The sequence below is a fragment of the Thauera sp. 2A1 genome (genome assembly GCF_009469595.2).
GTDB lineage: Bacteria > Pseudomonadota > Gammaproteobacteria > Burkholderiales > Rhodocyclaceae > Thauera.
The window spans coordinates 59,535-80,353 of the sequence record NZ_SSXV01000025.1; the positions used below are offsets into that span (position 1 = coordinate 59,535).

18 protein-coding genes are annotated in these 20,819 nt (G+C 67.3%); 10 read left to right on the plus strand and 8 right to left on the minus strand.

All coding sequences use genetic code 11. The annotated features are described in order from the left end of the window. Nucleotides 1–31: 31 nt before the first annotated feature. The gene (locus tag GH664_RS18765) at nt 32–1,216 is read left to right on the plus strand and encodes a DUF4062 domain-containing protein (RefSeq protein ID WP_153169588.1); all 1,185 of its coding nucleotides are present in this window, start codon (nt 32–34) and stop codon (nt 1,214–1,216) included. A 182-nt stretch (nt 1,217–1,398) separates the two neighbouring features. Then, nucleotides 1,399–2,361 (plus strand): hypothetical protein, encoded by a 963-nt coding sequence (locus tag GH664_RS18770; protein ID WP_153169589.1) that lies wholly within the window; start codon nt 1,399–1,401, stop codon nt 2,359–2,361. Between the two features lie 60 nt (nt 2,362–2,421). Here GH664_RS18770 and GH664_RS18775 read toward each other — a convergent pair whose 3' ends face one another. Beyond that, nucleotides 2,422–2,868 (minus strand): SRPBCC family protein, encoded by a 447-nt coding sequence (locus tag GH664_RS18775; protein WP_153169590.1) that lies wholly within the window; start codon nt 2,866–2,868, stop codon nt 2,422–2,424. A gap of 185 nt (nt 2,869–3,053) precedes the next feature. Here GH664_RS18775 and GH664_RS18780 point away from each other — a divergent pair, with 185 nt between their 5' ends. The 3 genes from GH664_RS18780 to GH664_RS18790 all read left to right on the plus strand — a co-directional run bounded on the left by GH664_RS18780 (nt 3,054) and on the right by GH664_RS18790 (nt 6,818). Further along, nucleotides 3,054–3,764 (plus strand): aspartate/glutamate racemase family protein, encoded by a 711-nt coding sequence (locus GH664_RS18780; protein ID WP_153169611.1) that lies wholly within the window; start codon nt 3,054–3,056, stop codon nt 3,762–3,764. A gap of 268 nt (nt 3,765–4,032) precedes the next feature. Continuing rightward, nucleotides 4,033–4,314, plus strand: a complete 282-nt coding sequence (locus GH664_RS18785; protein WP_153169591.1) for a DNA-binding transcriptional regulator — start codon at nt 4,033–4,035, stop codon at nt 4,312–4,314. A gap of 398 nt (nt 4,315–4,712) precedes the next feature. Then, nucleotides 4,713–6,818 carry a DUF1631 family protein gene (locus GH664_RS18790; RefSeq protein WP_153169592.1) on the plus strand — a complete coding sequence of 702 codons (2,106 nt, stop codon included), beginning with the start codon at nt 4,713–4,715 and terminating at the stop codon, nt 6,816–6,818. A 29-nt stretch (nt 6,819–6,847) separates the two neighbouring features. On the opposite strand, the gene GH664_RS18795 is transcribed toward GH664_RS18790, so the two are convergent. Then, complete coding sequence (locus tag GH664_RS18795) at nt 6,848–7,450, minus strand: exopolysaccharide biosynthesis protein (RefSeq protein ID WP_228111615.1); 603 nt, start codon at nt 7,448–7,450, stop codon at nt 6,848–6,850. Between the two features lie 241 nt (nt 7,451–7,691). On the opposite strand from GH664_RS18795, the gene GH664_RS18800 reads away from it, so the two are divergent. Both GH664_RS18800 and GH664_RS18805 read left to right on the plus strand, forming a co-directional pair. Further along, nucleotides 7,692–8,699, plus strand: a complete 1,008-nt coding sequence (locus GH664_RS18800; protein ID WP_153169593.1) for a diacylglycerol kinase family protein — start codon at nt 7,692–7,694, stop codon at nt 8,697–8,699. Further along, nucleotides 8,696–9,529 carry a metallophosphoesterase gene (locus GH664_RS18805; protein ID WP_153169594.1) on the plus strand — a complete coding sequence of 278 codons (834 nt, stop codon included), beginning with the start codon at nt 8,696–8,698 and terminating at the stop codon, nt 9,527–9,529. The genes GH664_RS18800 and GH664_RS18805 overlap by 4 nt, the downstream gene beginning before the upstream one ends. Before the next feature lie 113 nt (nt 9,530–9,642). Here the strand turns inward: GH664_RS18805 and GH664_RS18810 are convergent, their stop codons facing one another. The 5 genes from GH664_RS18810 to GH664_RS18830 form a co-directional block, all read right to left on the minus strand. Next, the gene (locus tag GH664_RS18810) at nt 9,643–10,032 is read right to left on the minus strand and encodes a biotin/lipoyl-containing protein (RefSeq protein ID WP_194270445.1); all 390 of its coding nucleotides are present in this window, start codon (nt 10,030–10,032) and stop codon (nt 9,643–9,645) included. 13 nt (nt 10,033–10,045) lie between these two features. Further along, nucleotides 10,046–10,357 (minus strand): hypothetical protein, encoded by a 312-nt coding sequence (locus GH664_RS18815; RefSeq protein WP_153169596.1) that lies wholly within the window; start codon nt 10,355–10,357, stop codon nt 10,046–10,048. A 10-nt stretch (nt 10,358–10,367) separates the two neighbouring features. Further along, entirely contained in the window at nt 10,368–11,906 is a 1,539-nt protein-coding gene (locus GH664_RS18820) for an acyl-CoA carboxylase subunit beta (protein ID WP_153169613.1), read from the minus strand. Between the two features lie 55 nt (nt 11,907–11,961). Beyond that, the gene (locus tag GH664_RS18825) at nt 11,962–13,479 is read right to left on the minus strand and encodes a methylmalonyl-CoA carboxytransferase subunit 5S (protein WP_153169597.1); all 1,518 of its coding nucleotides are present in this window, start codon (nt 13,477–13,479) and stop codon (nt 11,962–11,964) included. 237 nt (nt 13,480–13,716) lie between these two features. Then, complete coding sequence (locus tag GH664_RS18830) at nt 13,717–15,021, minus strand: DUF1615 domain-containing protein (RefSeq protein WP_153169598.1); 1,305 nt, start codon at nt 15,019–15,021, stop codon at nt 13,717–13,719. A gap of 172 nt (nt 15,022–15,193) precedes the next feature. Here GH664_RS18830 and GH664_RS18835 point away from each other — a divergent pair, with 172 nt between their 5' ends. Beyond that, the gene (locus GH664_RS18835) at nt 15,194–18,511 is read left to right on the plus strand and encodes an EAL domain-containing protein (protein ID WP_153169599.1); all 3,318 of its coding nucleotides are present in this window, start codon (nt 15,194–15,196) and stop codon (nt 18,509–18,511) included. A 36-nt stretch (nt 18,512–18,547) separates the two neighbouring features. Here the strand turns inward: GH664_RS18835 and GH664_RS18840 are convergent, their stop codons facing one another. Further along, nucleotides 18,548–18,793, minus strand: coding sequence for a hypothetical protein (locus GH664_RS18840; RefSeq protein ID WP_153169600.1), 246 nt, complete (start codon nt 18,791–18,793; stop codon nt 18,548–18,550). Nucleotides 18,794–18,972: 179 nt separating this feature from the next. Between GH664_RS18840 and GH664_RS18845 the strand changes: the two genes are divergently transcribed. Then, nucleotides 18,973–19,866 carry a LysR substrate-binding domain-containing protein gene (locus tag GH664_RS18845; RefSeq protein WP_153169601.1) on the plus strand — a complete coding sequence of 298 codons (894 nt, stop codon included), beginning with the start codon at nt 18,973–18,975 and terminating at the stop codon, nt 19,864–19,866. A gap of 23 nt (nt 19,867–19,889) precedes the next feature. Next, nucleotides 19,890–20,624, plus strand: coding sequence for an SDR family oxidoreductase (locus tag GH664_RS18850; protein WP_153169602.1), 735 nt, complete (start codon nt 19,890–19,892; stop codon nt 20,622–20,624). Nucleotides 20,625–20,819: the final 195 nt, after the last annotated feature.

The following is a 20,819-nucleotide window of genomic DNA, read 5'->3' on the forward strand; positions in this document are numbered from 1 at the left end:
AGCGTGAGCGAGAACAGGCAAGGGGAGCGCAATGAGCCTGAAGATCTATGTGTCGTCGACCTTCGAGGATCTGAAGGACTATCGGCGGCGCGTGTACGAGCAGTTGCGCGCCCTGCGCCACGACGTCATCGCGATGGAGGACTACGTCGCCGCCGACGAGCGTCCGCTCGACAAATGCCTGCGCGACGTTCGCGACAGCGACGTCTACATCGGCCTGTTCGCCTGGCGCTACGGCTACGTGCCGCGCGCGGGCAATCCGCAGCGCCGCTCGGTGACCGAGCTGGAGTATCTCGAGGCGAAGAAGCACAGGAAGCCCTGCCTGATCTTCCTCACCGACAATCGCGCGCCCTGGCCGCCGGACCAGATGGACTCCACCACCGGCGACAACGACGGCGGCAAGAAGATCGCCGCCTTGCGCAAGACCTTGCGTGACAAGGGGCTGGTGTCGACCTTCGAGACGCCGGAGGCGCTCGCGACCAAGGTCGTCACCGCGCTTTACAGTTGGCAGGCAGAATCCTCGCTGGCGCAGTCGGCGCGCGCGCACGGCATCGTCGAGGAGGCGCTGTCGGCGGGCGTGCAGGCCGCGGCACGCAAGACCAACACCCTGCTGTGGGTGCCAGGCTCGCGGCTGCGGGTGCGCTTCATCGGCACCGACACCGGGTTCGCCGCCCGCATCCTGCGTCTCGCCCAGATCTGGAGCGCGTACGCGAACGTCTTCTTCGTCGCCAGCGACGACGAGGATGCCGAGCTGCGCGTCGCCTTCGACAAGAACGGAGGCTCCTGGTCCTACGAGGGCTCGAATTGCCTGAGCGTGCCCGCCGGCGAGCCGACGATGAACCTCGGCTGGCTGGAGCCGGCCCTGCCGATCGACGACGTGGAATCCGTGGTGCTGCACGAGTTCGGCCATGTGCTGGGCCTCGCGCACGAGCACAACAACCCCAGCGGCGACATTCCGTGGGACAGGAAGGAGGTGGAGAAGCTCCTCGGCGGACCGCCCAACCACTGGGACCCGCACACCATCGACCAGTACCTCTACAGCACCTGGGAGAAGAACCGCTTTCCGTTCGACAAACCCTTCGATCCGCTGTCGATCATGTCCTACTACTTCCCGAAGGAAGTGACCGGCGGCAAGCCGATCTTCGGCACCAACACCACCCTGTCTTCGGGCGACAAGGAGTTCATCAGCCGGCTGTATCCGTATGCAGCGGGGGGTTGAGGTGCCAGGTGCCCCAGGCGCGATGAGGCGCGAAACGATCGAATGGAAGACCACCGGTGATTGCGCGCATCAGGCGCTTCGAGCCCACGCACTGACCACTTCGGCGGCAGACACCCCTGCTCGGACTCCACCGCCACCTCCGCCGCAATGGCGCGGCAATGGATGATTGCGAGGATGCCAAGGTGAAGATTCTCGTTGTCGGATCCCTCAAGAACGTTCCCAGCCAGCCGGAACTGTGCGCCTGCTTCGTGGCGAGACTGGGCGAGATGATCGTCGAGCGCGGCCACGTGTTGCTCAACGGCTGCCGCGGGTCGCTGGACAAGGTGATCGCCGAGGCGGCCGACGTGCGGCTCCAGGCGCTGGGCAGGAAGCCTGCAGATCAACTGGTCGGCTATCGCCTGCGGGATGCCGAGCCGATCCACCGCTGCGGCCGCATCCGCATCTCCGAACTCGGCGACTGGGAGCTCACCCATCCGCGTCTGTCTCCACCGGAGCAGTTCGCCGAGGCCGACGTCGCCGTCTTCGTCGCCGGCAGCGAAGGCACCTTCATTGCCGCCAACTGGGCGCGCATCGCCGGCATTCCGGTGCTGGGCGTCACCGCCTTCGGCGGCGCCGGTCGCGAGCTGTATGCATCGGAAAAGGCGCAACTCAGCGAGAAGTTCGGCAGCTCGATCACCCGCGACGAGTTCGACGTGCTCAACCAGGACGCCACCGACGCCGATGCGCTCGCCGCCGACGTCGTCACGCTGGCCGAGCGCATCGTCATTCCAACCACCGTGTTTCCGGTGCTGCCGTTCTCGATGGACTTCGAGGACGTGAAGGATTCCTTCCGCGAAAGCTGCCGCGATGCGGGCTTCGAGTTGCGCGGCACGGACGAGGAGGAGACCACCGAGCGCATCATCCCGCGCATCCTCGAAGGCATCCGCCGTGCCGCCGTCGTTGTCGCCGACGTCACCGAACCGCGACCGAACGTGTACTACGAGATCGGCCTCGCGCAGGGCATGCAGAAGGATGTCATCCTGACCGCGAAGGAGGGCACCGTCCTGCCCTTCGACCTGGCCGACATCCCTACGCTGCTGTGGAAGACCCAGCGCGACCTGAAGGAGAAGCTCACCCGTCGGCTTCGCCTGCTGCGGCCGACCTGAACGGCATCGGGTCGAAAGACGCCGCATCCCGATCGATGGCGCCCCCACCGAGGCGCGATCTCAATCGGGAATCTCCGGTTCCACAAGTCGCGCCAGATGCTCGAGCGACTCCTGCCAGCCGAGATAGCAGAACTCCGGCGGGATCGCCTCGGGAATCCCCTCCTGCACGATGTTCAGCTCCGCCCCGCAGGCCACGGCGCGCAGGGTGACGGTCGTGATCATCTCGCCGGGCAGGTTCGCATCGTCGAACTTGTCGGTGTAGCGGATGCGCTCGTCGGGTACGAGCTCCAGATAGTGGCCGCCGAAGGAATGGGCATTGCCCGTGCTGAAATTCCGGAACGCCATCCTGAAGCTGCCACCCACCTTCGCATCGAGGTGCTCGACCTTGCAGGTGAAGCCGTTCGGTGGCAGCCATCGGGCGAGGGCCTCCGCATCGACAAAGGCGCGGTAAATTTTTTCGGGCTTCGCGCGCAGCACGCGGTGCAGGCGGACGGTACCGGTGGGCATGGCTTCTCCTTGCGCTGGGGTTGGGGCAGGGGCTGTCGTCGCCCCTTCCCGTACCATAGTCGAACGGCCAGGCCAGCGCTGCGCGCAATCCGGGTTTGCTGCCGGAAGGGCCGGCGATGGAAAGCTTGCTTGCGCCATCCTCATGGCATGATGTGCCGCCCGTCTCCAGCAGGACCTTCATCTCCATGAAAACGATCGGTCTCCTCGGCGGCATGAGCTGGGAATCCACCGTGCCCTATTACCGCCAGATCAACGAAGCCGTGAAGGCCCGGCTCGGCGGTCTGCATTCGGCGAAGATCGTGCTGTACAGCGTCGATTTCGCCGAAATCGAGCGCCTGCAGCATCGTGGCGACTGGGATGCCGCCGGCACGGTGCTGGCCGACGCGGCGCTGGCATTGGAGAGGGCCGGGGCCGATTTCATCGTGCTGTGCACCAACACCATGCACAAGATGGCGCCGGCCATCGAAGCCGCAGTCACGATCCCGCTGCTGCACATCGCCGATCCGACGGCCGTTGCGATCCGTCAATCGGGCCTGCGCCGCGTCGCGCTGCTCGGCACGCGGTTCACGATGGAACAGGATTTCTACCGGGGGCGCCTGGCCGGGCATCACGGCATCGAGGTGCTCGTCCCGGAGGAGGCCGATCGCGAGCTCGTGCATCATGTGATCTACGAGGAGTTGTGCCTCGGCCGCACCGAGGACGCCTCGCGTAAAGCTTACCGCGACGTGATGCAGCGCCTGGTCGAGCGCGGGGCACAAGGCATCATCCTGGGCTGCACGGAGATATCCCTGCTGGTCGGGCCGCAGGACGCGAGCGTTCCCCTGTTCGATACGACCGCAATCCATGCCGCCGCAGCCGCGGAGGAGGCACTGGGGCAAGATCGGACCATCTCATGAGCGACGGCATCCCACGCTCGCGGGCAGTCGGCGAATAACGGCCATCAACTGGATCGCGGCCAATCCAGAAGCCGGTGACGTCATCCGGGGAAGTGGCGGCTGCCGTAAGGTCCGTTGGACATCTCGGGCCAAGGAAAACGCGGCGGTGCCAGGATCATCTACTTCAACGCGAACACCGAAACCATTTGGCTCTTGATCGTGTACAAGAAAGCCAAGTTCGACAATCTCCCTACGTCCTTCTTGGCGGAGTTGAAGCAAGGAGTCGAAGATGCCCTCTGAGATCGAAAAGTTCCAGCAGGATTTGCTTGAGTCCGTCAAGCAAATGAGACGTGGCGAGGCCGCGCGCACCACGCGTGTTGAGTTGTCCGAAGCAGCCAAGGCTCGCGCAAAGATGGGCTTGTCTCAGCAAGCTTTTGCGGAGCTCCTTGGAGTGTCCTCCAGAACGCTCCAGGAGTGGGAGCAGGGTCGTCGCTCGCCCACAGGTGCTGCCAAGACGCTGCTCCGTGTTGCCGTTGCTCACCCCGAGGTCGTGCAGGAATTGCGCAATTAAATCAATGCACGTCGGATGGTTTCCAAGGTCCACACGGGCGTCGGCTTGAAGACCTGCATGCTGCCATCGCGCTTGAGAATGTCATCAGGCGACGCGGGGTCGATAGCAGCGCTCATCCTCCTGAATGGCATGAAGCGTCCGTGTCTCGCTTGCTTCAGCGAAGGCTCGGCCTGCCGCCGCCCCTTCCTTCTGGGGGCCACGGATGGCCGTTCGGTCCGGAATGGCCTCCGTCAGTGGCGCAGCGGAGTGGCAAATCCGCTCAGTTGCCGGAATTCGGGCCGCTTGCTGCAATACCCATCACGAGCGTGGAGGCCTGACCGTGGGGATCGGGTCTGACGGCAGGCGGCCGTGCGGCATATGTGATAATCGACCGACAGATTTCCTCGAATCAGGCTCGAATGACAGACCAGGACGAAGCTACGCTCGGCAGGATCGTCGCGGCTTGTCGTGAGCTGATGGAAACCGACTTGTGCGAGTTGTTCGAGGAGTTGGGGCCCCTGCTGACGCGGATGGCGATTGCGCGTGCCGAAACCGGTCGCGACCGCCGCGAGCGGGTCGCCGCTGTCTCGCTCAAACTTGCACTGCCTTCCGTTTGGGAGAAGGTGACCCCTTCTCTCAGGGACAAGCTCAGGAAGCGCGAGACGGATGCGGCCAGGTCGGGCTACGCTGCGGCCGAACAGTCGAACATCCGGCTTCTGAGCCGCGAGGAAGAGTCGGTTCGTTTCGCCATGCGCGAGGTGCTCGAGCGCATTGCCCTGGCCTGTCGCGACGAAACGAAGGCGCTCGAGCGGCGGATCAATTACCTCGTCTTGCGCCAGGCCATGAGACCGGGCGACTCGACTTTCAAGCTTTCGGCGCTCTGGCCATGCATCGAGGCCACCTGTGCCGAGTTCGTCCGCGACACGGACGCGCTCATCCTGTTGCTGCAACTGGTCGGCGAGCAGATGGCCGCCGAGATGCCGCAGCTCTATCGGGTGGTCAATGAGGCGATGATCGAGGCCGATGTCCTGCCTCGGCTCAAGCGCAGCTACCGGGACGTGATTCCTGCCGACGCGCAGGAGGTTGCCGAGGAGTCCGCCCGGGTGGCAGAAGCCCTCGATCGTTTGGTGAAGGAACGGACCGCGGATTCCGACAGCAAACAGATGCCCGCTTCCACAGGGGTCAGCAACGAGCTGTTCAAGTCGCTGACGACGCTGCAGGCGGCGCCTCCGCCGGTACGCCCGGGCAAGCACATCAACGTGGTCCGCATGGTGCGCGACAGCGATGCGGCTCGCAACATGAAGCCGCTCGAGGCATTGACGCTCGACATCGTCGCCAAGTTGTTCGACCTGATCTTCAGCGATCCCAACGTTGCCAATGACATCAAGGCGCTGGTGGCCCGGTTGCAGACCACGGTGCTGCGGGCCGCGATGCTGAACCCGCGCTTCTTCGCCGATCGAAGCCACCCGGCACGGCGCTTTCTCGACAGCCTCTCGGTCGTCGCGGTGCGCTGGGGCAGGGTGGTGAATGTGGAGGATCCGTTCTACCGGAAGCTCGCCGAACTGGTCGACAAGGTGCAGACGACCTACGACGGAGACATGGGCGTGTTCGATGCGGCCAATGCCGAACTGGACGCCTTTCTCTCGGAGCGCGAGGAACTCGAGGAGCAGCAGAACCGCGCGCTGACCGACGCATTGCGTGCCCGCGAGGAGGAGATGCGCGCGAAGCGTGATGCGCAGGTGCGCTCGCAGAAGCAGGCGGATGCCTGCATTGTCCGCGTGCTGGAACGGGCGGTGCCGATCGAGATCGAGGAATTCCTGCGCAGCTACTGGCGCGACGTCGTGCAGAACCGCATTGCGCAGTCCGGCGAGGACAGCCCTGCGACGGCCGAGGCGCTGCAGGTTGCCACCGATCTGCAGCGATCCGTCCTGCCAAAACACGCGTCGGCCGAGCAGCAACTGCAGGCCGCCTCGCTGCCAGCGCTGTTGAACAGGATCAACGCCGGTTTCGATGAGATCGGTGCGGCACCCACCGAGCGCAAGGCCTTCCTGGATCGGCTGATCGAGCTTCAGCTTGCCGCGCTGCGAGCGAAAAAGCACCTTGCCGCAAAAGCGGTGGAAATTGCGAGGTTGCGCCGGCGCGGCGGCGGACCGACCCTACAGGTGAGCCATGCGACAGACAGCGGGGTTCGCCTTCAGGACATCTCGCTGCCGGATGGCCGGGAACTCGGCGAGGACGACACGCCGGACCGTTCCGACCTGCGCCGGGTGCGTCAGTTGGTGCGGGGCGACTGGCTGGACTTCATGACGGCAGGGCAGACCCGCCGCGAGCGCCTGACCTGGATCAACCGGAGTCGCACGCTCTTCCTGTTCACCAATAGCGCATCCGACTGCGCCATCTCGATCACGCCGGAAGCGCTCGCCGTGCGACTGAAGAACGGAACGGCGCAAGTGGTCAAGCCGGACCGGCCGATCTTCGAACGTGCCATCCACGGCGCCATCAAGGCGCTGGACCATCGCGTCTGAAACCATTGCGCCAGCAGACGCGCTGGCGCTCACCGGCCCGGATCGAGTCCCATCAGCGACAGCAGTTCGGCAGCAGCCACGGTGCCGCCCCACCACAGCAGCACGACTGAAGCGACGGCTGTCAGCGTGACCAGATGGCCGGCCAGCAGCATCAGGCCGTCCCGCAGGCGCAGACCCCAGGTGATCAACACGATGGCCAGCGCGGGCAGCACGTTGTCAAAGCTGATGAGGGGGACGGGCACCATCATCGAAAGGCCCGCGGCAGAGAGGAGCAGACCATTCAGCACCCGGGCCGGCCTGTCGGTCAAGGGCAGCATGCGGGGGCGCCCGAGCAGCGCGATGACATTGATCACCCTGCCGATCATGCGTTGCAGCAGCCTCTTCGCGCGGGCATTCATCTCCCGCGCGGCGAGCCAGCCCGGCAAGGGCACCGGCTGACCCTGGAGCAGCCCGCAAGCGATCAGGAGGCAAAACGCACCGACCGCCGAGGCCATGCCGGGTAGCGCAACCGGGAAAAGAAGCGGCATCGCCAGCAGGCTCAACCAGACCAAGCGTTGCCGGTTGCTCTGACCGACGGCGTCGGCCATCGTGCCGTTCATCGACGCCAGGTGAGCCTCGGCGATCCGCGCCACGGTTGCCCGCCGTCTGTCCCTCGTGGATCCCGTAACGGTCCGGGGCGGGTTGTTTTCTCTCTTCATGCTTTCCCAGTTGAACGCGTTGCTGGATTCCGACCGCATCACGCTGACGTCAGTGACCGCCAGACTCCGCTTGAACCTGTCTGCCCCTCGGACTGTCGATGTTGCTCGACGGTTCCGTGAGCGTTCGTCCGTTTCTGGCGGGGCCGTTCGAAGCGTCTTCTGAAGGACACACCCGATGCAAGACACACGAAACCCACACGCCCTTCAACCCGAGATCGACCCCGCGGCTGCCCTGCTGTTCGTCATCAACGCCGCGGCGGGCGCACTCGAACTCGACGCCAAGCGCGCCGTGATCGAGGCGGCCCTTGCTGCGCACGGCCGCAAGGGCGAGTTGCTGATCTGCCGTCCCGATGAACTGGTGCGTGTGGCGACCCATGCCGCAGCGCAGGCGGTGGCGCGCGCTTCGGCCGTGATTGCCGTCGGCGGCGACGGCAGCCTCAGCACGATGGCTCAGGCCGCGCACGCGGCCGGTTGTGCGATGGGCGTCATCCCTTACGGCACCTTCAATTACTTTGCCCGGGCGCACGGCATCCCCACCGAACCCGCCGCCGCAGTGCGACACCTGCTGCATGCGCAACCGAGGCCGGTGCAGGTGGGAACCATCAACGACCGCGTCTTCCTGGTGAATGCCAGCCTGGGGGTCTATCCGGAACTGTTGCAGGACCGCGAGGCCTACAAGGCCCGCTTTGGGCGCAGCCGCTGGGTGGCCTTCATCGCGGGCTGTTCGACCCTGTTGCGCGCGCAGCGCCGCCTGCGCCTGCACATCGAGATGGGCGCCACGGTTCGCGATTTGCATACCCTGACGCTCTTCATTGGCAACAACCGGCTGCAACTGCAGCAGTTTGGCGCGGAGCCCGAGGACACCGTCGCCGGTACGCCCGGTGACGGCAGTCTGGCCGCGCTGATGCTGCGGCCCATCGGCACGCTGTCGATGATCGGGCTGATGCTGCACGGTGCGATGGGCAGGTTGGGCGAGGCCGCGGGCATGGAGAGCTTCGAATTCACGCACATGGTGGTGAAACCCAGGCTGGCGCCCGGCCGCAAGGAGATCACGGTGGCGTTTGACGGTGAAGTGGCGCGCATGCGCGTGCCGATCGACATTCGTGTGCTGGACAGGCCTTTGTACCTGCTCCAGGCAACGGACCCAGCGGGTACGGCAAACGTGCCGCAGGCTGCGGCATGAGCGTCCTGCTGCATATCTCCGACACGCATTTCGGCACCGAACAAGCTGCGGTGGTCGAGGCGCTGGTCGCCCTGGCGGCGCAGCAGCGGCCGGATGTGGTGGTGCTGTCGGGCGACATCACGCAGCGTGCGCGGCGCGCTCAGTTTCGCGCGGCGCAGGACTTCATCGCGCGATTGGGGGTGCCTGTCCTGGCCGTGCCGGGTAACCACGACGTGGCCTTGTTCGACCTCTGGACGCGCCTGATCCGCCCGTATGCGCTTTACGCCACGGTGTTCGGTGCGGATCTCGAGCCCTTGCATGCATCGCAGGATCTGCTGGTGTTGGGTGTCAACACCACGCGCATGTGGCGACACAAGAACGGGGAGGTGTCCCCGGCGCAGATCGAGCGCGTGGCAAGTCGGCTGAGCCAAGCCCACCCGGAGCAGTTGCGCGTGGTGGTGGTGCACCACCCGGCAGCGCTGCCCCGCGGTGAGGATGCTTCCAGCCTGTTGCGCGGCCACCATGCCGCGCTACGCGCGTGGTCGGCCGCCGGCGCCGATCTCGTGCTGTGCGGGCATATCCACCTCCCCGGCACGCTGGCGCCGCAAGGCTTGGCGCGGCGCCTGTGGGTGCTCCTGGCCGGAACCGCCGTGTCGTGGCGCACGCTGCCCGGGGTACCGAATTCGGTGAACATCCTGCGTTGGGGAGAGGCGTCCGGTGCGAGTGGCGACGCGGCACTTGCCGGGACCGAAGCAGGCCAATGCTGCCTCATCGAACGGTGGGACTTTGCGCGTCGCGATCGCGTCTTCGTTCGTGCGCTCGTCACATCCGTTTACCCTGAGCGTGACTGAACGCAGGGGGGTTTCGGGGAAAGGGATGAGCACGGGGTAGCACCGGAGCGTGCGGCGGCAAACCTGGCCGAATTCTTTGCCGTCGTCTGTCCTGGGCCGCCCGGGCAGCAGGCCTACTCGAACTCCACCACCACCTGCCCCGACTGCACGTTGTCGCCCTGGGCGACGTTCAGCGCCTTGACGCGGCCGGCGATTGGGGCGCTGATGTTGGTTTCCATCTTCATTGCCTCCAGCACCATCAGCGGATCGCCCACCTGCAGGTGCTGGCCGGGCTGGGCGATGAGGCGGACGACGATGCCGGAGACGGGGCTGCGGCAGACCTTGTCCTCGTTGACCGGCGCTGCGCTCGTGCCTGCGGCAGGGGCGGGCGGCGCGCTGGCGACGCTGCCGGCGAGCACCGCGGAGCCGACCGGGTAGGCCGGCGGCAGGGTGGTGACGTCGGCTTCGGCAACCTCGACGTCCACGTCGAAGGTCTTGTCGTTGAGGGTGATCCTGAGTTTCACGGTGGAATTCCTTTCAATGCACGCGGTGCGATGCCTGGATGTGCACGCGGCCGACCTGCGCCCAGGTGGCCGAATGCACCAGGCGCACCTGGCGGATCTTTGCACGCACGCCGAGGAAGGCGGCGATGGCGGCGGAGATCGCCAGCATTTCCTCTTCACTCACCGTGTCGGCGGGTGCCACGGGGGGCGTGGTGGATGGGGCGACGGTGGTCGGCGTGCCGGCGACCGCCTCGCGCGCCTCGAGTTCGGCCACGCGTGCCGCCAGGCTGCGCACTTCGGCACGCAGTTCGTCGATCACCGCCAGCAGCTTGTCCTGTTCGCTCATCGCGGCGTCCTCACAGCGGCATCAGGCCGTGCTTCTTGTGCGGCCGGGGTTCGCGCTTGGTGCGCAGGTATTCGAGGCTCTGCGCGATGTGGCGGCGGGTCAGCGCCGGCTCGATGACCGCATCCACCAGCCGGCGCTCGGCGGCCACGTAGGGGTTGGAGAAGGTCTCGCGGTATTCGCGGATCAGCTCCCGGCGCTTCTCGTCGGGCTGGTCGGCCTGGTCGATCTCCTTGCGGAATACGATCTCGGCCGCGCCTTCGGCGCCCATCACCGCGATCTCGGCGGTCGGCCACGCGAACACGCGGTCGGCGCCCAGATCCTTGCTGCACATCGCCACATAGGCGCCGCCGTAGGCCTTGCGCAGGATCACGGTGATCTTGGGCACCGTGGCCGACGAATAGGCGAACAGCAGCTTGGCGCCGTGACGGATGATGCCGCCGTATTCCTGCTTCACCCCGGGGAGGAAGCCCGGCACATCGACGAAGGTGACGAGCGGGATGTTGAAGGCGTTGCAGAAGCGGATGAAGCGCGCCGCCTTGTCGGAGGCGTCGATGTCCAGCGCGCCGGCCTGCACCAGCGGCTGGTTGGCGACGATGCCCACCGTGCCGCCGCTGATGCGGGCGAAGCCGACGACCACGTTGGGTGCGTAGCCTGCCTGCACTTCGAGGAAGTCGGCGGCGTCGACGATGGCGGCGATCACGTTGCGCACGTCGTAGCCCTGGCGGCCTTCCACCGGCACCAGCGCTTCGAGTGCAGGGTTGGGCTCGACGCGGCGGTCACCCTCGATCTGCGGCGGGTCTTCCAGGTTGTTGGCGGGCAGGAAGCTCAGCAGCTTCTGGCACAGCAGCACCGCGTGACGGTCGTCGTCGGCGATGAAGTGGATCACGCCCGAATGCAGCATGTGCGCGTCCGGCCCGCCGAGCTGCTCGGCGGAGACCGTCTCGCCGGTGACCTGCTTGATGACCTGCGGGCCGGTGATGAAGAGCTGGGCCTGGCGCGTCTGGATGATGAAGTCGGTGAGCGCAGGGCTGTAGGCCGCACCGCCGGCGCACGGCCCGCAGATCAGCGAGATCTGCGGCACCACGCCCGACAGCAGCACGTTGGCGTGGAACACCTTGCCGTAGCCCGACAGCGAATCGATGCCCTCCTGCACGCGTGCGCCGCCGGAGTCGTTGATGAAGACGAAGGGCGAGCCGGTCTTCAGCGCCATCTGCATGATGTCGGCGACCTTGGTGGAATGCACTTCGCCGGCCGAGCCGCCGGCCACGGTGAAGTCCTGGCTCGCCAGATGCACGAGGCGACCGCCGATCGCGGCGGCGCCGGTCACCACGCCGTCGGCGGGCAGGGACTTGCCGGCCATGCCGAACAGGGTGGAGCGGTGCGCGGCGAAGAGGCCGGCCTCGTCGAAGCTGTCGGCATCGACCAGCGCGGCGATGCGTTCACGCGCGGTGAGCTTGCCGGCGTCGCGCTGCTTCTGCAGCCGATCCGCGCCGCCGCCGGCTTCAGCCTCGGCGCGGCGGTGCTGCAGGTCGGCGATCTTGTCCTGCATGGTGTTCATGCGATGTTCTCCGGAATCCTTGGGGGGAGGGGGCGGCGCAGCGGGTTCAGCCCACCGGTGCGACGGTGATGCGGTGCGAGCGGCCATTGAGGGTGACGTCGTAGGCCACGGGCACGCGCACCGGCGTGGCGCTGCCGGCGCTGGCGGGTGCGGCGGCGCTGCCGCTGGCGGTGGGTGCATTGGCGGCCGGATCCTTGCCCAGGTTCTTCGGCCCCTGGCTGCGGCTGGCGAAGAACTTCGGCGCCACCTGCGGGAACATCGCGTGCGTCAGCACGTCCTCGTCGCTGCCGTCACTGCCGGGCAGCGCGATCGCCGCTTCGCGCAGCGTGTGCCATTCGGGCTTGAGCAGGTCGGCGGGGCGGCAGTCGATGGGCGGCTTCTTCGCCTGCTGCTCGGCGAGCGTCACCACCTCGGGATCGCGCTCGCCGGGCGCTGCGCCGTAGTAGCCCAGCATCAGGTCGGCGAACTCGCCCGACATCGCCTTGTAGCGGCCCATCATCACGTTGAACACCGCCTGCGTGCCGACGATCTGGCTCGATGGCGTCACCAGCGGCGGAAAGCCGGCGTCCTCGCGCACGCGCGGCACCTCGATCAGCACTTCCTTCAGGCGGTGGGCGGCGTTCTGCTGCTTCAACTGGCTCTCCATGTTGGAGATCATGCCGCCCGGGATCTGGCTGTCGAAGATGTCGGTGTCGACGCCGTGGATGTTGGACATGAACTCCGCGTAGCGTGGCCGTACGCTGGCGAAGTGGTCGCGGATGCGGCGCAGGCGGTCCTTGTCCAGGCGCGCTTCGAAGCCGGTGCCTTCGAGCATCTCGACCAGGCTCTCGGTCGGGTTGTGGCCGGGGCCCAGGCTGAGCGAGCTGATCGCCGTGTCGACGCAGTCGGCACCGGCCTCGATCGCCTTCATCAGGCTCACCAGCGTCACGCCGGTGGTGGCGTGGGTGTGCACATGCACGCGCACGCCGGGGCCACAACGCTGCTTGATGCCCGTGACGATGTCGTAGGCCGGCTGCGGCTTCAGCAGCGCGGCCATGTCCTTCAGGCAGATCGAGTCGCAGCCCATGTCCACCAGGCGCTGCGCCATGTCGACGAAACCCTGCACCGTGTGCAGCGGGCTCACCGTGTAGCAGATCGTGCCCTGGGCATGCTTGCCGGTCCGGCGCACCGCGGCGATGGCGCGCTGCAGGTTGCGCACGTCGTTGAGGGCGTCGAACACGCGGAACACGTCCATGCCGTTTTCGGCCGCCTTGTCGACGAAGCGGTCGACCACCGTGTCCTCGTAGTGGCGGTAGCCGAGCAGGTTCTGGCCGCGCAGCAGCATCTGCAGGCGCGAGTTGGGCAGCAGACGGCGGAAGGTGCGCAGCCGCTCCCATGGGTCTTCGTTGAGGAAGCGGATGCAGGCGTCGAAGGTGGCGCCGCCCCAGCATTCGACCGACCAGTAGCCGGCGCGGTCGATGTCGGCGCAGGCGGGGATCATGTCCTCCAGCGCCATGCGGGTGGCGAGCAGGCTCTGGTGGGCGTCGCGCAGCGCGAGCTCGGTGATGTCGATGATGCGGGTCACGGTGTCATCCTTCGCATCGGTGGCGCGGGGAGCCGGGTGGGCCGAGCCGCCAGGACGCGTAAATAGTTGGTGATTGCAACTATAGCCTGCGGCGGGCGGTCGTATTTGACCTGGATCAAACGATGACCGGAATACCGACCTGCGGCGGCAGCGCACGGTGAAATGGTTCGCCCAGGATCGCGGCCCGGTCTGCTCCTTCTGGACGGCCGCTGGCGCGGGGCCGTTCCCGCAGCGTCATCAGAGGCTGCGGGCGAGGGCGGCGCGGTCCATGCAGTGGCCGTAGCGCATCTTGACGCGGTCGGCGAACCAGGCGGTGGTGATCTTGCTGCGGATCTTCGGGCTCTTGAGATCGATGCGCGGCACCAGCTCGCGCGGCACGGGGCGCCCTGCGGCGGCGTCGGCGAGCTGGAACACGCGTTGATACACCTTGCTGCGGTAGAAGGATTCCTCCTTCTCCTGCCGCAGGCCGGCCTGGATCTCGTCCCGGCTCAGCCCTAGCCGGGACGCCAGGCCGAACACCGCGCGCTGGGTGCTGCTGGTGGCGGCACTCGGCGCGCCGTTCACATAGCTCAGCAGGTCGCCGTCCAGCACCAGCCGCTGCCCGCTCAGTTGTGCCACTGCCTGCTGGAAGGCGGCGTTGCGGCTGCTGTAGTGGCCGGCGTTGAAATCGGCGAAGCGGTAAAGCGGGTCGCGGTAGGGGGCGGGATAGTCGAGCAGGTGGGCGATGCCGAAATACACCCCGCCGCGCCGGGAAAACACCACGTCGCGCAGCGTGCCCTTGCCTGCCAGCGGATAGGGCTTCGTGCGCGCGTGTTGTTCGGCGAAGGCGACGCTGACCTGCATCGGGCCGCCGGTGTGCACCGGGTTGTAGCCGGACAGCAGCAGCTTGCCGCCGGGCAACTCGTCGATCATGTCGTCGAACAGCTCGCTCATCTCGCGCTCGGTGCGCAGCGCGTCGATGCGCTGCTTGTAGCTGCGGCCGTTGGGCGAGGGCTTGGACAGCGCGGCGTCGAGCGCGAGCTTGGGGATCATGTACTTCGCGCGTCGCGTCTCGATCTCGCGCCATACGATCTTCGGCAGGCCGGGCACCGCCGGATCGGCCTGAAAGGTGGATTCCTGCTCGATCACCGCGATCGCTGCACAGTAGTTCTCGGCGCTCGGCACGAGGCCCAGCGCGTTGAAGGCGCTGGCGATGTCGGCGGCCCAGCCGGCGCGATCCCGCGCTGCCGTCGGCGGCAGCAGGCGCTGGATGAGCGCCTGGCCCTGTGGGCCGATCGCCGGTGGCGGCGACAGCGGCGGCAGGCCGGGCGCGGGCAGCGGTTGCATCGGGCTGCCCGGCGCGACAGGATAGGGGGGCGGCAGCGGCTGGGACGATGCGGGTGGCACTCCGCCGACGGCTGCCCCCGGGGTGGGCTGCCGGCTTTCGACCGGCGCGGGCGGCTGCACCGGCTGCGGTGCGGGCGTGGCACAAGCCGCGGCCAGGACCGCGGCGAGCAGTGCAGCGGGAAGCGTCGGGCGGATGCGGAGTGGGCTGGGCTTCATGACGTGCCGCAAGGAGGCGAGGCGGGTCGCAGAACGCGCGATTCTATCCGCGCCTCCGCGCATGGGCCAGGAACGCGGCGCGCCCACTTTAGGCCGGTCCGCCGGCGCGTTAATCGGTAACATGCATCCATACCCAAAGTGGTAAGCCGTTTCCCGCCAAAGCGCACTGCGCATGACTCCGCCGCCACCCCACGACATGCCGAGCCGCCCGTCCCGACTTCATGGCTTCCTGATTCCGTTGCTGATCTTCGCGGTCGGACTGGCCCTGACGCACGTCGTGCAGCGCACGCTGCTCCTGCGCTCGGAAGCGGCGTTGCGCGAGGAGTTCACGTATCGCGTCGACGACCTGGTCGGCAATATCCGTGGCCGGCTGGCAGCCTACGAGGAGATCCTGGCGGGCGTCGGCGGCCTGTTCACAGCGTCGCGCGCGGTGGAGCGGAGCGACTTTCGCGCCTACGTGCGTGCGCTCAAGCTCGAGAGCCGCTACCCGGGCGTACAGGGGGTGGGCTTCGCGTCGTGGATTCCGGCTGCTGACCGGGCGCGCCATGTGCTGGCCGTGCGTGCGGAAGGCTTCCCGGGCTATGACATCCGTCCGCCGGGCCAGCGCGAGTGGTACGCGGCGATCCTGTATCTGGAGCCGTTCGACTGGCGCAACCAGCGCGCCTTCGGCTATGACATGTACAGCGAGCCGGTGCGCCGTGCGGCCATGGAGCGCGCTGCCGACGAAGACGTGACGAGCATTTCCGGCCGCGTCCGGCTGGTGCAGGAGACCGAGCGCGACGGGCAGGCCGGCTTCCTGATGTACCTGCCGGTGTATCGGACCGGCGTCGGCCTGGATACGCGTGCCCAGCGGCGCATGGCGCTGCAGGGATGGGTGTACGCGCCCTTTCGCATGAACGACCTGATGAGCGGGCTGCTCGGCAGCCAGCCGGGCGAGCTCGGCGCGGCCCTCGGGCTGAAGATCTACGATGGCGAGGGCCGTGACGAGGATGCGCTGATGTTCGATTCGGCAGCGTCGGTCGATGCGTCCCGCGCCCTGCATCGGGTCGAGCGCGCGATCGAGGTCCATGGCCGTCGCTGGACGGTGGTGGCGCATTCGCTGCCGGCCTTCGATGCACGGCTCAATGTGGACGAAGCCGCGCTGGTGCTGGTCACCGGAGTGCTGGGCAGTGGCCTGCTGGGCGGCATTGCGTGGCTGATGCTCACCGCGCGCAGGCGCGCGCTGACGATGGCCGAGCGCATGACCTGCGAGCTGCGTCTGTCCGAAGCCAAGCACACCGCCGTGTTCGAGAACATGAGCAATGCGGTGGCGCTGTTCCGCGCCTCGGACGACGGCCGCGACTTCTATTTTTCAGCGTTCAATCGGGCGGCCGAGCGCATCGACCGCGTGTCGCGCAGCGCGGTGCTGGGCCGGCGCGTGCAGGACGTGTTCCCGGGTGTGGCGGACATCGGCCTGCTGGACGCGATGCGCCGCGTCTGGCAAAGCGGCATCCCGGAGGACTGCCCGGCGTGCTTCTACGCCGACGAGCATGTCTCGGGCTGGCGCGAGCGTTTCGTGTACAAGCTGCCGGATGGCGATATCGCGGTCACGTTCAACGACATCACCGCGCGCAAGGAGGCCGAGCTTGCCCAGGAACGGCTCAACCGCGCGCTGCGCCTGCTCAGCGACTGCAACACCGCGCTCGTCCATGCCGACGATGAATACCGCCTGCTGGTGGAGATCTGCCGCCTGATCGTCGATCGCGGCGGCTACCTGATGGCCTGGGTCGGCTATGTGGGCGAGGGCGGCGACATGACGGTGCGGCCGATCGCCCAGTCCGGCTACGAGGCGGGATATCTCGACACCATCAGGGTGACCTGGGACGAGTCCGAGTACGGCCGCGGCCCGACCGGCACGGCGATCCGCACCGGCAGCAGCGCCGTCATCCAGAACGTGCTGACCGATCCGAAGATGGCGCCCTGGCGCGAGGCCGCGCTGGAGCGCGGCTATCAGGCGTCGCTGGCGCTCCCCCTGGTCTGCGAGGGCACCACGCTGGGCGCGCTGTCCCTGTATGCGCGCGAGGCCAACGCCTTCAATGCGGACGAGATCAGCCTGCTGGAGGAGATGGCGAACGACCTTGCCTTCGGCATCATCACGCTGCGCACCCGCGCCGAGCACGTGGCCGCCAAGGAACGGGTTGCCTACCTGGCGAGCTACGACAGCCTCACCGGCCTGCCCAATCGCCTGCTGTTGAGGGATCGCTTCGAGCACGCGGCACTGATCGCCGACAGGGAGGGCGCTTCAGGCCTGCTCGGGGTGCTGTATCTGGACATGGACAACTTCCAGCATGTGAACGACGGTCTTGGCCACGAAGCCGGCGACCGGCTGCTGGTGCAGGCGGTCGAGCGGCTCAAGCAGTGCCTGCCTGAGGTCGATACCATTGCCCGCCTGAGCGGCGACGAGTTCGTGGTGCTGCTGACGAATGTCGGCGACCTGGCAGCCATCGCCGCTGCGGCCGAAGCTGTCCAGGGGGCCTTCGCCGAGCCGCTGGCAGTGGGCGAGCATCTGCTGACGACCTCGTTTTCGGTCGGCATCAGCGTGTTTCCGCACGACGGGCGGGATTTCGAGACGCTGCTCAAACGCGCCGACACCGCCGTGCACAACGCGAAGGAGAACGGGCGCAACACCTTCCGCTTCTACACGCGCGAGATGAACGCCGACGTCGTCGAGCGCATGCGCCTCACCGGCATGTTCCCGGGGGCACTGCGCAGGGGCGAGTTCGTGCTGCACTACCAGCCGCAAATCGATGTCGCCACCGGCCGCATCATCGGTGTCGAGGCGCTGCTGCGCTGGCAGCATCCGCTCGAGGGGCTGATCCCGCCCGGCCGCTTCATCCCGATCGCCGAGCAGAGCGGGCACATCGTCGCCATCGGCGAATGGGTGATCTCCGAAGCCTGCCGCCAGGCGCAGGCGTGGCTGGCGGACACCGGCGTCCGGCTGGTGACGGCGGTCAACCTGTCGGCGCTGCAGTTCAAGCGCGGCAACGTGCTCGAGACGGTGACCGCGGCGCTGCGCGAGTCGGGCTTGCCGCCGCACTGCCTGGAGCTGGAACTGACCGAATCCATCCTGCTGCAGGACGTGGAGCTGACGATGCGCACGCTGCGTGCGCTGAAGGCGCTGGGCGTGAAACTGTCGATCGACGATTTCGGCACCGGCTATTCCAGCCTCGCCTACCTGAAGCAGCTTGCGGTGGACAAGCTGAAGATCGACCAGTCCTTCGTGCGCGACATGCTGACCGATGCCGATGGCGCTTCCATCGTGAAGGCGATCATCCAGCTCGGGCACACGCTGCAACTGAAGGTCATCGCCGAAGGCGTCGAGACCGAGGCGCAACTCGCCTTCCTCGGTGGCTCCGGCTGCGATGAGGTGCAGGGCTACCTGTTCAGCCGCCCGGTGCCGGCAGACGTGTGCGGCGGATTGATCGTGGCCGGGTTGTCGGCGCGCACCTGACGCGGCGCCCGGCCTCGACGGGCGGGCGAGGGCCGCTCAGGCCAGGCGGCGTTGCGGCAGGTGCGGACGCGAGCCGGTGCCGGCCTCGTTGAGGGCAGTGCGCAGCATCTTTTGCGCGGTGCGGTGCATCTCATGCCAGCTCGGCGCTGCCGACATCGCCGCGTTGGCCGAGGCGATGGCCGCAAGCAGCATCGCGTTCTGCGCGCGAAGCCGCTCGACCTCGCCGGCGAGGCTGGCGGTCGGGTGACGGTCATGGGCATGGGTGCGTTCGATGGCTTTCATGATATTGCTCTCCTTTTCAGTCCCTCCGCGCCGGCGCCGGCCTGCTGCCGGTCGCCGTTTCGCTCCACGTGCCGTCGCTGCGGCACAGGTTCATCGGGAGGACGAATGCAGTGTACGCGGCGGTTTTTAATTCGTAAAATGAATAGAAATCATAATTTCAATTCTTAAAGAGAATCATCATGGATGTTCGTGCCTTGCGCTATTTCGTCGAGGTCGTGAATCAGCAGAGTTTCACCCGGGCGGCGGAAGTCCTGCATGTCACCCAGCCGACCATCAGCAAGATGGTGCGCAGCCTGGAGGAGGAGCTCGGCGGCCCGCTGCTGATCCGCGACGGCCGCCATACCCGGCTGACCGAGGCCGGCAAGGTGGTGCATGCGCGTGGCCAGGCGGTGCTGGGTGAGGTCGCCCGCCTGCGCCAGGAAGTGGCCGAGGTCGATGGCCTCACTCGCGGCGAGCTGACGATCGGCATCCCGCCGGCGACCGGCTCGTACTTTGCGCGGGCGATCGGTGCCTATCGCCAGCAATATCCCGACGTGACGCTGCGCCTGCGCGAGCAGGGCACGCGCGCGCTGGAGGATGCGGTGGTCAGCGGCGAACTGGACATCGGGGTGACCTTCCTGCCGGTGTCGCGACCGGGACTGGCCAGCTATCCGGTGGCGAGGCAGGCGGCGTCGGCCCTGTTCCCCGCCTCGCGCACGTCGGCCGCGGCGGGGCCGGTGTCGTTCCGCGAGCTGGCCGACTACCCCTTCGTGTTGTACGAGGACGACTTTGCGCTGGCGCGCATGGTGTCCGATGCCTGCGCCAGCGCCGGCTTCATTCCCAACGTCGTCGCGCGCAGCCGCTACTGGGACTTCATCGGCGAGCTGGTGGCGGCCGACGTCGGCATCGGCATCCTGCCCGACGAGGCCTTCGCCCGCCTCGACCCGGCGCGCATCGTGCGGCGGCCGGTGCGCGACCCCGAGGTGGTGTGGGATCTCGGCCTGATCTGGCGCGAGGACTACGTCTCGCGCGCGGCGCGTGCCTGGCTGGAATGCTGCGAGCGGATCTTTTCGCCGCCAGCGGCATCGAACTGAGGCATTGCGAGGAGGCTGCCACCATGATCAGGGCCATCGTCACCGGACACAGCCGCGGCCTGGGCGCGGCGATCGCCGAGAACCTGCTGCAGCGGGGTGTTGCCGTGCTGGGGCTGGCCCGCCGGCCCAACGATGCGCTGGGCGAGCGATTCTCGAGCAGCCTGGCGCAGCACGCCATCGACCTGGCCGACTCGGCCGCGTTGGCAGCGTGGATCGCGGGCGGCGAGCTTGCCCGCTTCGCCGCCGGCAGCAAGACCTTGCTGCTGGTCAACGACGCCGGCACGCTGCAGCCGGTCGGGCCGCTGCGCCTGCAGGACGCGGCCGCCATCGCCGGTGCGGTGGCGCTCAACGTCGCGGCGCCGCTGATGCTGGCCGCGGCGGTGGCCGCGCTGCCGGACGTCGGCGAGCGGCGCGTGCTGCATGTGTCCAGCGGTGCTGCGCGCAAGCCCTACGCCGGCTGGAGCGTGTATTGCGCCACCAAGGCGGCGCTCGACCATCATGCGCGCGCGGTGCAGGTGGATGATGGCGCCGGCCTGCGCATCTGCAGCGCGGCGCCGGGCGTGCTGGATACCGACATGCAGGCGACGGTGCGTGCGTGCACGCTGGAGCAGTTCCCGCTACGTGACCAGTTCGTCGCCATGCAGCAAGCCGGCGGCCTCACCGCGCCGGCTGCCGCCGCGGCGCGCCTGGTGGATTACCTGCTGGCAGAGGATTTCGGCGCCCAGCCGACGATGGATCTGCGCGATCTGCCCGGGTAGGGGGCAAAAACCGCGATCACGCATGATGATCGCGGTCAAGCCCGCTCCTACGGAGACCGTACCCGCGTAGGAGATGTAATGGACGCCTCCCTCCCGCCTCAGGTATGGGTCCGCAGTGCTCTTCAATGAGAAGAGCCCTCCTGTTACCTGACGGCATCGATGTGCCAAAGTGGAAGTGTCGAAACGACCACAAAC